The sequence below is a fragment of the Aureibaculum sp. 2308TA14-22 genome (assembly GCF_040538665.1).
Classification (GTDB): Bacteria; Bacteroidota; Bacteroidia; order Flavobacteriales; family Flavobacteriaceae; genus Aureibaculum.
Genome location: NZ_JBEWXT010000001.1, coordinates 2,009,499 through 2,021,851, shown reverse-complemented (window position 1 = coordinate 2,021,851; position 12,353 = coordinate 2,009,499). Strand labels below are relative to the sequence as shown.

At 32.5% G+C, this 12,353-nt stretch carries 14 protein-coding genes; 2 read left to right on the top strand and 12 right to left on the bottom strand.

Annotated elements, in window-relative coordinates:
- The first annotated feature begins 36 nt into the window (after window positions 1-36).
- Window positions 37-1,707 (top strand): C45 family peptidase, encoded by a 1,671-nt coding sequence (locus U5A88_RS09020; RefSeq protein WP_354205710.1) that lies wholly within the window; start codon window positions 37-39, stop codon window positions 1,705-1,707.
- 185 nt (window positions 1,708-1,892) lie between these two features.
- Window positions 1,893-3,386, top strand: coding sequence for an alpha/beta fold hydrolase (locus U5A88_RS09015; protein ID WP_354205708.1), 1,494 nt, complete (start codon window positions 1,893-1,895; stop codon window positions 3,384-3,386).
- A 107-nt stretch (window positions 3,387-3,493) separates the two neighbouring features.
- Here U5A88_RS09015 and U5A88_RS09010 read toward each other — a convergent pair whose 3' ends face one another.
- The 12 genes from U5A88_RS09010 to U5A88_RS08955 form a co-directional block, all read right to left on the bottom strand.
- Window positions 3,494-3,814: a lipoyl domain-containing protein gene (locus U5A88_RS09010; RefSeq protein ID WP_354205706.1), complete on the bottom strand. Its 321-nt coding sequence runs from the start codon at window positions 3,812-3,814 to the stop codon at window positions 3,494-3,496.
- Window position 3,815: 1 nt separating this feature from the next.
- Window positions 3,816-4,151 (bottom strand): antibiotic biosynthesis monooxygenase, encoded by a 336-nt coding sequence (locus tag U5A88_RS09005; protein ID WP_354205704.1) that lies wholly within the window; start codon window positions 4,149-4,151, stop codon window positions 3,816-3,818.
- Between the two features lie 2 nt (window positions 4,152-4,153).
- Entirely contained in the window at window positions 4,154-5,917 is a 1,764-nt protein-coding gene (locus tag U5A88_RS09000; protein ID WP_354205702.1) for a serine hydrolase, read from the bottom strand.
- 11 nt (window positions 5,918-5,928) lie between these two features.
- Entirely contained in the window at window positions 5,929-6,468 is a 540-nt protein-coding gene (locus U5A88_RS08995; RefSeq protein WP_354205700.1) for a GNAT family N-acetyltransferase, read from the bottom strand.
- A 91-nt stretch (window positions 6,469-6,559) separates the two neighbouring features.
- A complete protein-coding gene (locus tag U5A88_RS08990) occupies window positions 6,560-7,060 on the bottom strand; it encodes a Cif family virulence factor (RefSeq protein ID WP_354205698.1) in 501 nt (166 codons plus the stop codon).
- Between the two features lie 16 nt (window positions 7,061-7,076).
- A complete protein-coding gene (locus U5A88_RS08985; protein ID WP_354205697.1) occupies window positions 7,077-7,514 on the bottom strand; it encodes a hypothetical protein in 438 nt (145 codons plus the stop codon).
- Between the two features lie 80 nt (window positions 7,515-7,594).
- Window positions 7,595-8,107 carry a SecDF P1 head subdomain-containing protein gene (locus U5A88_RS08980; RefSeq protein ID WP_354205696.1) on the bottom strand — a complete coding sequence of 171 codons (513 nt, stop codon included), beginning with the start codon at window positions 8,105-8,107 and terminating at the stop codon, window positions 7,595-7,597.
- 15 nt (window positions 8,108-8,122) lie between these two features.
- A complete protein-coding gene (locus U5A88_RS08975) occupies window positions 8,123-8,518 on the bottom strand; it encodes a hypothetical protein (RefSeq protein ID WP_354205694.1) in 396 nt (131 codons plus the stop codon).
- A 51-nt stretch (window positions 8,519-8,569) separates the two neighbouring features.
- On the bottom strand, window positions 8,570-9,199 hold the full coding sequence (locus U5A88_RS08970; protein ID WP_354205692.1) for a TrmH family RNA methyltransferase: 630 nt from the start codon (window positions 9,197-9,199) through the stop codon (window positions 8,570-8,572).
- A 41-nt stretch (window positions 9,200-9,240) separates the two neighbouring features.
- On the bottom strand, window positions 9,241-9,570 hold the full coding sequence (locus U5A88_RS08965; protein ID WP_354205691.1) for a DUF6984 family protein: 330 nt from the start codon (window positions 9,568-9,570) through the stop codon (window positions 9,241-9,243).
- Window positions 9,571-9,627: 57 nt separating this feature from the next.
- The gene (locus tag U5A88_RS08960; RefSeq protein WP_354205689.1) at window positions 9,628-10,950 is read right to left on the bottom strand and encodes a DUF6161 domain-containing protein; all 1,323 of its coding nucleotides are present in this window, start codon (window positions 10,948-10,950) and stop codon (window positions 9,628-9,630) included.
- A gap of 292 nt (window positions 10,951-11,242) precedes the next feature.
- Window positions 11,243-12,295, bottom strand: a complete 1,053-nt coding sequence (locus tag U5A88_RS08955) for an ATP-grasp domain-containing protein (RefSeq protein ID WP_354205688.1) — start codon at window positions 12,293-12,295, stop codon at window positions 11,243-11,245.
- Window positions 12,296-12,353: the final 58 nt, after the last annotated feature.

The following is a 12,353-nucleotide window of genomic DNA, read 5'->3' as shown; positions in this document are numbered from 1 at the left end:
GTCCAGTTAGAAATATTATATTTAGTAATAAACACAATGGACGGAGGGGTCAACTTAAAACACCAACTACTAACGCTAATAGGGTTACTGCTCCTATTAACCTCCTGCGGCGTAAAAAAATCGCTCAATCACCAACCTAAACTAGAAGGGTACACAAATACAATTCCCAAAAGGATACAACTTAACGATTCTACTTTTACAGTAGGTAAAAACCAATTGCGTAAAAACCAACACGGACTCTGGGAATTGTATATAAAAGGAGATCCACTAGAACGTGGTTTGGTTAATGGCAGTCTTACCAAAGAATTACTACAACGGCAAGAAAATATATTTTTCTCAAAAATTACTGAGATAGTTCCTTCTGAGTTTAAACAAACACTATTGCGAAAATTTTTGGCTTGGTATAACCGTAAGCTCTTTTTACATATTGATGATGAATACAAAACAGAAATCTATGGCGTATCTCGTTTTGCAGGAGACGATTACGACTATGTAGCTGATGATTATTTACGGAGCTTGTATTTGCACGGTGCACATGATATAGGTCACGCTCTAAAAGATTTAATGCTGGTGGGCTGTTCTTCTTTTGCCGTTTGGGATGATAAGTCATCAGACGGTGGACTATTAATTGCACGTAATTTCGATTTTTATGCAGGGGACGACTTTGCCAAAGAAAAAATTGTGGCATTTGTAGCTCCTGATAAAGGGCACAAATTTATGTCTGTGACCTGGGGCGGAATGATTGGTGTGGTATCTGGTATGAACGATCAAGGCCTTACGGTTACCATTAATGCCGGGAAATCGGACATTCCATGGGTGGCAAAAACGCCCATATCCTTATTGACGCGAGAAATTTTACAATACGCTTCCAATATTGAAGAGGCCATTGCCATTGCCAAAAAACGAGAAGTATTCGTTTCAGAAGCCATATTAGTTGGAAGTGCTAAAGATAAAAAAGCAGTTACCATTGAAGTTTCGCCCAATAATTTTGGGGTGTATAGAGTGGAGAATTCCAGCCAACTGGTTTGTTCCAATCATTTTCAGAGCGAAGCGTATGCTGATGATAAAAATAATATCCTACATAAAGCCGAAAGCCATTCCGCATACCGTTACGAGCGTATGGAAGAACTGCTCACTGAAAACGAAAAAATTGACCCCAAAAAAGCAGTTACCATATTAAGAAACACAAAAGGGCTAGAAGATAAAAACATTGGCTATGGCAACGAAAAAGCATTAAACCAATTGTTGGCACATCACGGAATTGTATTTCAACCCGAAAAACTAAAAGTATGGGTTTCTACAAACCCGTATCAATTGGGTGAATTTGTGAGTTATGATTTAAATACTGTATTTCAAAAGTTTGAAAATGCTAACGAAACTATTTCTGAAGAACAATTAACCATACCTCAAGATAATTTTGTACAAACCCAAGCCTATAAAAATTACGAACGCTATCGCGTATTACGACGTGAATTGTTGGCAATTATAGATGCCGAAGGCAAAGCAAGTCCTGAATTGTTAGATGAATTAAAAACCACAAACCCTGACTATTGGGAGGGCTACTATTTGATTGGAAAATATTACTATGAAAAAGGTTATGATGCTAGTGCCTTTAAAGAATTTAAAATGGCATTAACCAAAGAAATTACTACGGTACCGGATAGGGAGCGGATTGAAAAACACATCAAGAAAATTGAAAGGGATTAATAGTAAAAGTTAAATTTATGTAATAACCTGATTGTTAGCATCTAAATTCATTAACTTTACAAAGCAATTCATTAATAATTGATTGTCCGTAATGTGTCATAATCGGTTCGTCACCGTGTCCCGATGGCTATCGGGATTGTTTAAGGTCTTACCTAACAAATGTCTGAATATTAAATAATTATGAGATGCTGAAACGAGTTCAGCATGACGTAACAATATTATTGCTACTTACGGATATTCAAATTAATAACATCTCCAAAATGAAATTAAAATACATCCTTTGTTATTCACTTGGTTTTCTTGTATTCAGCTGCCAATCTCAAGAGCAGCACCAATGCACGTTTAAAGGAAAAATTACTGCGGAACATGACCAATGTGGTTATGTAGAAGTTCCAAATAATTGGGAAAATAAAGAAGACGGCAATACAGAAATTGCATATATAGTTATTAAATCAAAGTCAGAAAATCGTAAAAAAGATCCTGTTGTTTTTCTTCAAGGTGGGCCAGGCGGTAATGTACTATCCTATGCGAATGTATTTAGGAATTTGGCACTAGACCCAGATCGTGACTTTATTTTGTACGATCAAAGAGGTATTGGCTTTTCTAATGCCATTTGTCCAAATTTAGGGGCATCTTTTTTAGAAGTTATGGCTGCGGACATTTCCTTAGATCAAGAAGATGAAACACTTTTAACTGTAAGTTCTGATTGCATAACGGCATTAAAGTCCCCCACATTTAAAACCGCATTTGGCACTACGCAAAGTGCAATGGACTTAGAAGCCCTAAGACAGCATTTAGGCTATACACAGATTAATCTTTTTGGAGGTTCTTACGGTACCCGTTTGGGTTTAAAATATATGGAATTATATCCCAAAAGCATTAGATCATCTATTCTTTCAGGACTATTTCCGTTGGAAACCAGACTGTATGAAAATATTTACACCAATTTAAACCGATCATTAGAAATACTATTTGATACGTGTGAAAATGATAAAGATTGTGCTACCGACTATCCAAATCTAAAAGAAAATTTTGAATCCGTTTGCAAGCAATTAGATAGTAAAGGAGCGTCTTTTACCATAGACGGTGATGAGTTTATTATAAACAAACATGATTTTTTATTGCTTGTACAACAAATGCTATACAATAGACAAACCATTGCTGCGGTTCCATCATTTATAATGGCTTTTAAAAACGAAAATACAAAACCAGTTTTAATAGCAATCCAAGCTTTTGCGGCTCGTTTGGGGTTAATAAATGTTGCTACTTATTGGTCAGTAAATGTAAAAGATGAAAGTAGTTTTAACAATATAAATATGATTGCAGCTGACGAAAAAAAGTTTCCTAGTTTAGCCAATGGAGTAAGTTTATTTGGTTCAGATCCAGAGGTTTTAAAAGATTGGCCTTCTGAAAGTAATGCTAACACTGAAATGAATGCTGTAGTTTCTGATATTCCAACACTTTTGGTTAGTGGAGCATGGGATCCGATAACACCACCATCAAATGGTGAAAAAGCAGCCAAATCATTAAAAAATGTTAGCCATATCATTTTTCCGTCGGAAGGTCATGTGCCAATGAATGCTTGTTTTCTTCAAATGGCGAAAACATTTTTGAATAACCCAATGGAAAAGGTGGATGATGCTTGTGTAAAAACACCAAACCTGATTGTGTTTAAGTAAGTATTTTAATTTGAAGTAGTATTGGGTAAAGAATCTACTCACCTGCTTGACAGCGAACGGATTGAAAAATATATCAAGAAGATTAAACGATAACGCAATAAACCTGATTAATCCCCAATAATTTCTACAATAACAGCATCTTTTGTTAAGCTACTTTTTGAAGTATTTCTATAATTTACTTTTCCTTGGAAAAAAGCTTCAAAATCGGAGCTTATATCTTTTGACTCTATAGTACAAATTAAATCTCCTGGTTTTATAATATCGCCGACTTCACAATGCCAAGAAGTTATTTGCCAGACCTGCCCATTAAGCAATTCTTCAGGAACTTTTATTTCAACTTTTTCGCCTTTTTCAAGCAGAAAATCTTTATTGTTTTCGGGGCTTGAAAAATTAAAGAAAGCTTTAATTTTTCCTATAAATGTTTTCATCTTACAATACTAATTCTTCTTTTAATTCGTAATGCTCAGCTGTCTTATCATATCTTTTTAATACTTGCTTCGCATTTTCTGGAATATAAGCATGTTTATAATCTTCTCCAGCAAATGACTTTACAGCATCAAGTGAATTGAATTGTAATGTCAAAAAAAACTCTACTTCATCAGTTTTATTTCTAGTGGAAATACTAACTTTTTCCAGTCCAGTTACTCCATTTCTTTTTACGGTCGGGAATACCTCATTAATTAGCATATTTTCATATATAGAGGCGTTTTCTAATGTAGTCCAGCCTTTCCAAGTTCTGATTATTTTCGATTTATTATGCATCATTTTTAATCGACTAGTTTTTTTCCTGTCATTTCTTGCCCTCCTTGTAACAAAGTTAAACTTTCAACTTTCCCAGTTTTATTTGTATTAAAAGTGATTTGAGCATTAACTACTTTTAGATAAAAAACAGTATTTGATTTAGGAAAAATATCAATTATCGGTTGTCCAGTTGCTTGTGCCTTCATTTGATTACCCTCTTTTGATATGGTAATTATAAAGTTAGGTGTAAGTTCATATTTACCTATATAACTCTTTAAAATAGTTGAGGGTACAACAACTTCTTTTACCAGATCACTAGTATCTACCCCTAATTTTTTAAGCATATCAATTCCATTTTGATTTGCTGGATTCATTTCTACCGATTTTTTATAATTTTTTATGGCAAGGTCATTTTTACCTAGGCTCATTAAAGCTTCTCCATAACTGTCGTAAGCATTGAAAGAATTTGGAAAAGCATCTACGTTTAATTTAAAAACTTGAACAGCTTCTTCAACCTTACCTTCTCCCATAAGTTGGTAACCAATTTGGTTCATTTCACCTTCGTTTAGATCGAAACCATTTGAGTTTTTAGTAGCATTAAAATGTGCAACTCCAGCTTTAAGCCCTTCTTTTTGGATGACTTGCAAAAGATCATAAGCAAGAGATTTTTTAGGATTATCATAAGTTTTGCCATGCATAATTCCTCTTATAGCTCTGGCCATTTGGTTTAGCGGAGCACCTCCAGTATTGTTCAAAAGCACAATTAAAGATTTATCTGAAGGCGTTCGTGAAATTATAGTGTTAAACCCATTAATTCCACCACCATGAGAAATGACATTAATGCTATCTTTAGTATTCCCAATTACATCTTTTCCAATTCCCCAGCCATAGGCATAAAAACCGTTTCCAAAAGCCGGAATGTAAGGTTTAAAATACATGTCCATATATTTTTTTGAAAGTAGCTTATTGGTATATAATGCTTGATCCCAAACATATAAATCTTCTACGGTTGAATATAAAGATCCGGCTGCATAAGGAATAGACATGTCTAGATACCTAGAATTTACAAAGTCTTTGCCATTTTTTTCATATCCCGTTGCTCTATTCTTTAAGATATCTCCATGATTATCGTAACCTGAATTTTTCATGCCTAAAGGGGTAAAAATGTTATCGAGTAGCATTTGCTCATAGGTCTTCCCAGAAAGTTTTTCTGCAATAACCCCTAAAAGAAAATAGCCCGAATTACTATAATTGAATTTTTCTCCAGGAGTAAATTCCAAGTCTTTGTGTGCGAATTTTTCAACAAACTCTTCTGGTTTATAGGGATTGCGACTTTCCTCTTCAAAAAACTTTGGAAAGGCAGTATAATTGGGTATTCCCGAAGTGTGAGTCAGTAAATGATGTGTTGTTATTTTGTCTCCACTTTTCTTAGGATAATCTGGTAGGTATTTGGTAATTGGTGCCTGTAAATCAAGCTTGTCTGCTGCTGCAAGCTGTAGTATTAGCATGGCGGTAAATTGCTTGGTTATTGAACCTAGTCGGTGTTTGGTAGTTGACTTATTTGGAATGTCCCATTCCATATTTGCCATTCCAAAACCTTTTTTATAAACAACTTTACCTTGATCTGCTATTAAAACAGAACCATTAAATTTACCATATTCATGGTATTTATTTAACAAGTTGTCAAGCTTTTCAGTTTTAGTTTGTCCAAAACTAAAGTTGATTGAAATTACTATAGCAACAAATCCTAATAGGATAGTTTTGTCTAACATTCTTTTTTGTTTATTCATGATTTTTATTTTTAGTGTGTTTCAGATTCCAATAACGCAAAAACTATTGAATCTTCCATTCTATTTTTATGGAAATAGTGATGTTTTAAAAGTCCTTCTTTCTTAAAATTCATCCTTTTTAGTAATTTTATAGAGGGTGTATTATTAGGGCCAACAAAAGCTTCTATTCTTTCTAAAGCCATGTGTTTAAATCCATAATTAACAATTAATGCTATTACTTCTGACATTATACCTATACCTTTATAGTTGTCATCAAACAATTCATATCCAATTTCGGCTCGATTATGATCTGTGTACCAAGTATGAAAACCACACCAACCAACAATCTCTTTCGTGCTTTTGTCAATTAATTGATAGTAAAGAAATTTTTTATTATGTGTAGACAGACCATTCTTGTATTTTTCTTTTTCTTTCAATAACTCTTCATTGGATTTTAGACCAAGGACTTCCAATTGCTCAGCTTGAGTCATTTCAGAATGTATATAATCGAAACATTCTTGAGTAAGCTTTCTTAAAATTAATCTTTCAGTATGTATTTCTTCAAACTTCATTTTACAATTATTGTTAACTATTACGATAACCGTATTATGTTTATGGCCGTTATGTCTATAAATATAGTATTATAAAAAACACCAACTACAACTACTCCCTCCCCAACGTATCTGCATTCTCATCTTCGGCTTCGTATTGAATGGCAGTATACGATATTATTTTCCAATCATTCTCTTTTTTAACTAAGGTAATGGTTGCTTTTGCCAAACTTTTTTCTCCTGATTGGCTTGTCCACGTTTGGTCAAAGGCGACCCAAGCTAAATTGGTATCGTGAAAAATAAGATAGTTAGAGTTTACAAAAGTAGAAGTTATAGGCTCAGGATTCTCTTTAAAAAAGGATTCTAAATTGCCACCATTGTTGTCCCAACCTCTGGTTTGGGATAAACTTCCGTTGGCTACATCTAATCTTAACACATCGCTGCTATGGTCCCAATATGATGCCCATTTCTGATAATCTTTCTCCATATAGGCCTCGGTTTCGCCTTCTACAACGGCTTTAAGGGCTTCTGTTGTATCTTCTGAAGGTTGTGTTTTTTGTGGATTACAAGAAAATAGGAGTACTGCAAAAAGTATAAAAATTGCTTTTTTCATAGCTGTTTTAGTTTTTTTATTTTGGCCAATCATATTCTTCATCATTTTTAAATGGAACTCCCATTTCTAAGCTTATAACTATTCCATACTCCACATTTAGGGTTATCCAAAATTCATCATTTCCATAGCTTGTCCAAAAATCATAATCATCCATTTCCCATTCCTTAATAATTCCACCAAATATTTCTGTTTGAGCAAATTCAAGTGTCGAGTTTATAATTTTATGTCCATTATATTCTAGTTCCGGATTTATGGTTCTTATATACCCCAATCTGCTATTTTCATCTTGGTAAATAGTCAATCTTAATTTTGGTTTATTAAATTCCATGAAAAGCTGATTTTCATCATCTTCATCTATTCTTTTTTTATTGGGCATTCCTAAAATCGTATAAATCTCTTTTTGAGGCATTCCGAATTTGAGATTATCAATTCCAATTTTTGGTTTTAACTTCATATTTTTCAACTTGTTTAGGTAATTTTATTAACACATTAAGTTAAATTCGTTATAACTATAAATATACTATTGTTTTTAACTCAGTTCTTCGTTTTACGTGTAACAATCTCTTTAATTTTTTTCCACTGTTTTTCAGTCAATTCATTTTTCCAAAAAGCAGAAGCTCCGTTTGTTATTTGTGAATTTACCAATGGGGCAGATAAAATTTCATTGTCTAAAATAAAGATTAAGTGTAATCCTATATTATAATCCGTTGCCTTTGACCAGGAATCTGTCCCTGATTGATCAAAATAAACTGCTATTGTTTTCACTCCTTGATTATTTTCATATTCTTCGCTTATACTGAAATTGTCAGGTAGTACAATCGGTTTTGGGTTAATAAAATATTCATCAGATGTCTTATTATATAATCGTTTAAATTCATTTTCTTTTGATAATGTTGTGTACCATCCATTTGCCAATCTTTTATTAGCAATATTTTCTTTTTCGATAATCTCGATTTTGGTTTCGAATTCTTCCTTAGTCATACCCGTTTTGGTATTTTGACAAAAGGTGAGGTTTAATCCAATAAGTATAAGTATGAGTTTTTTCATTTTCTTATTTCTATTTCAACTATATTCGTTTTTGTAAAATTCCAAAAATTTATTTGTAAATAATTCCATTTCCTTTTTGCCTTTCATTTTAAAACCAATTACCGCTATTAGCCAGGAAACAATAAAAACAAATGGTATTATCCAATTTCCTTTAATCAACATTATAATGGAAACGATAACTCCAAGAATCATTAGAATTTTTGCATTAACACTCATCATAGAATCAAAGTCAAATTTTACCACATATTTATTTTCTTCGTTCAAAATTCCTAGTATCCTATAATTGTTCGGAAAATAATTTCTTTTCAATTCAAACTTTTCAGCTTTAACATAACCTTTATAAAATCCATTCGTAATTAACTTATTCAAGATTTTTAAATTTTTATCGTTTTTGGTAATAGTTTGTTTCATTTACAAAACACTAATAATTAATTACTATGACAAAAATTGTGAGGCCAATTACTACTCGATCTCCGTTTTAACTTTTGGGTCTCGCTTTTGTCCGCGTTTATTTTTACTTTGATATTCTCTTCTTTGTTTAGCAATTTCGTATAAGACAATTCCAGAAGATGTTCCTAAATTCAAACTTTCAATAATTCCGAACATTTCCATTTGAATACAAGCTTCACTATTTTCAACTGCTAATTGACTAATTCCCCGTGATTCATTTCCAAACCATACAGCAAGTTTTTTTTGAGTGTAGTTTCCTTCATGTAAAATCACATTCGTCTTTCCTTTTATATGAGGAGAAGTAACTACAGAAGTAAATCTGTTCTTATTTAGATGGTCTATACACTCTTGAGTACTTTCAAAAGTTTTAACAAAACTCCATTTAATTGCAGAAACTGAAGGTTTTAGTAAAGAAGTTCTTTCTCTCATTTCTTGCCAATCATTAGGTAATCTATTTTGACTGTCAACTACATATAATTTTTCAACCCCTAATGCATTAATATTACGAATTACCGTTCCAATATTTTTGAGCATATTAGGTTCTTCGAGAACTGCAATTAGATTTTTACATCGATGTTCTTTTATTTCATCAGCTCTTTTTCTTAAAGAACTTTTCTTTTTTTGTTTATCTTTTTCGTTCATTTCTCAAATTAAGTACTACAATTATATTTGATTTATAATTATTAAGATAAAATTTTTATCTTTTCTGGACTAGGATATTCAACTAATTTAGTAAAGTCTGTTTTCCAATAATCTAGTTCAAATAAGTTTCCGTTTTCATCTTCTGTTAAAGTAATTAAAACATTTGCTCCGTCCGTGTCGCTATACTCAGCCTCTATGAGAACTTTTCCAAATTCTGCTTTACCATCAAGATCAAAAGAAATTGAACCCATTTCGCCATCGTACATTGTCCGAGCTTTTTTAGGTAAACCTTTTTTAAAGTAAGGTATCAAACTTAACAAATGTTTTGTCAATTCAATTTCTTCTTCAGCTAATGCTCTAATTATTTTCATTTAGGGGTAACCTTAAATTACTTATTTTTTAACTCAGTTCTTTGTTAGCCACTGCTATTAATTTCCCCCAAACATTTTGCCTCCAAAATCATTTGGCATAGTCGGTCCAGAATCATCTTTAAGTAACCCGGTATCAGCTCTACTGAACAGTGATTGTATTATTAGTTGTCTGTCTTCTTTATCAATATTTGAGTCATTCAATAGTGATAAATAAAAATAGGTCAAAGTATTTCTTTCTTCGCTATCGCGTGCCAGGTGAAATGAACTAAACATAACTTTAGTTATTGCCCTTATGCAAAAAGCCATGAATGAAATAAATGTTATATATATTACTGACCATCGGATGGCAGCACTTTTATCTCCGTCAAAAAAACTTGTATAAATTTGTTCAGGTGTTTTCCATAACAATTCACCTAAAGACCAAACTACAATTGCAACAAATATTATTAACGCAACGAAAGAAATCCATCCCTGAGTTCTTAATTTTCCGGCTCGCTTATCCCAGTAATCCGCAGGCTTTTTTAATCGCAAAAGTTCTTCATAAGTATGTTCTAAATCAGATACTTTCTTTTTTACACCTAAGACACCTTCAGATCCCTCAAACCAATCGGTAAAAATCGACTCTTTATTGCTTTTAAAGTCATCAAACTCTTCTTTTACACCTTTAACTTCATTTTCTTCATTTCCTTCAAACCAATCATTGAAAATTCCTTCTTTCTCTGTTTTAAAATCTTCAATTTTTTCTATGTACTCTTTGTACTCATCATTTGCATTTGTAAGATGTTCCGTTAGTTGAGTTTCAGACTCATTAAGTTGTTCTCTTAAATCGTTTCGGATTTTCGTAATAGATGACTTTTCTTTATTTCTACGTTGAGTAATGTTTGTATGGTCTTTTAATTCAAATTCATAAGCTAAAATCGCACCCGTGAAATTGTTGTGATTACTAAAATTGTAAGAACCAATTAAATAGTAATATGCTCCAGAAACATAATTTGGAAACTCTTTTTTCAAATCAATTAAAAACTCAGTTTGTGGCGAATCGTAGGTAAATTGGTTTCCATCACTTTGTAACTGATTTTGAACATTTCTCCAACCATTATTTAGTTGGGGCTCTTTATGATTTTTATATGAATTGATAAAGTTCTCAGTTAAATTCATCAAATTAGTGAAGTGCTGTTTAGACGAATTTAATTCATTAGGAATATCTTCATATTTATCCCATCCCTTTATTTGTTGACTTAAAAATCTATGAATAGCACTAAATCCTTTAATCGTTTGATAAAAGCCAATCCTAGAATACGAAATTGTTACCTTCATAGAATTAAACCATTTTGGATCTTCAGATTCAACAATCATTTTTCGTATTTCTGTTGTTGTCATTTTCTTTTGTGTTCAGCTTGTGGTTAATTAGGATATAAACGTAATACGTTTATATCCTTTATAATTATAAGTTACTTATGCTAAACAAAATCTAAATTTCTAAAAAGTGAAGTACTTAGGGGAAATAAGTGTTTGTCAGCGAACTGTTTACAAATTTAATAAATTAGTAGTAATAGTTATTGCTGCAACATCTAGTTTTTATTAACAATGGAATAGGGTAGTGGTGTTAGGAGAAAAATAAGGTTATTTTAATTTTAAAAAACTAAGGAACGGTTAATTATAAATGGAATTCTTATTTCGCTTTCCAAGACTGTTTAAGTATATTTTTTAATAAGTCATAATAACTCCAACCTATTTTTCTTGCAGCCAATAAAGTCAAACTATCTTGGTTTTGCCGTTGCGGTCTTGATGGCCCTGTCATGTTAGGTTTCATATTCAAATCGAACAAAAAATAATTTCCATTTTCATCTGCACGGCAATCTATACGTATAGGTGCCTTAAGATTTAGTAATTGGGCTGCTTTTACACATTGTCGGTAAACCGCTTTAATGTTAGTTGATTTTAACTCGCTATCCTCAAGGACTGAACTGTTTTTCATTACCGCTACAACACCACTATAAGGTGCTATTCCCTCTTTATGGTTAACTCTTTTAACAGCAGGTAAACACCAGGGTTTATGATTATGCGTTACCTGATTGTCAATCAAATAACTGCCAGGAGGCATTACAGTAACCGTTATTTCTTGACCACTTAAAAATTGCTCAACGTAAACGGTATTTCCATAGGCGGCATTCGAAAAAAGTTCGTTTAGCTTGTTGTCCAATTCTTTTGGGTTGTTGACCAAAGAAACGCCTTGACTGCCTCTACCTCTTATAGGTTTAACAACCATTGGAAAATCAATACTCAAAGAATAATTGGATAAATTTTCAATGGAGATCAGTTCCGTTTTAGGAATCGAAATTTGGTTTTTTCGCAGCAATTCATTCGTAAAATATTTGTCATCAAAAGCATCTACTTGATGCGGCATTTGTCCAACAAATTGAATTTTTTGACCAAAGAAATTTTCTATTTCGTGGTCTTTGTATAAAACCGTATTTAACCAAAATGTATTGGCTCCTTTGTCTAAGGCATTTTGAATTCCTTCTCGGGTATCTGGAAAAACCCAATCTAAATCAGTTAAAATTTTTGGATGATCTACTGGTGTTACAATGGGTATTCCATGTTTATTTAATTCGCAAGCAATATCTGCTCCACTATCGGAATATCCGCCAGGTTTCATTGGTTTTTGAATCCCATTTCTAATGGGCGGAAGTTTGGCTTGGTATAGAATTGCAATGGTTTGCACAATGTTTTTTAGTTACAGTTATTCTATATTAATTCTTAAATTTAGTCTTTTCTGTTGA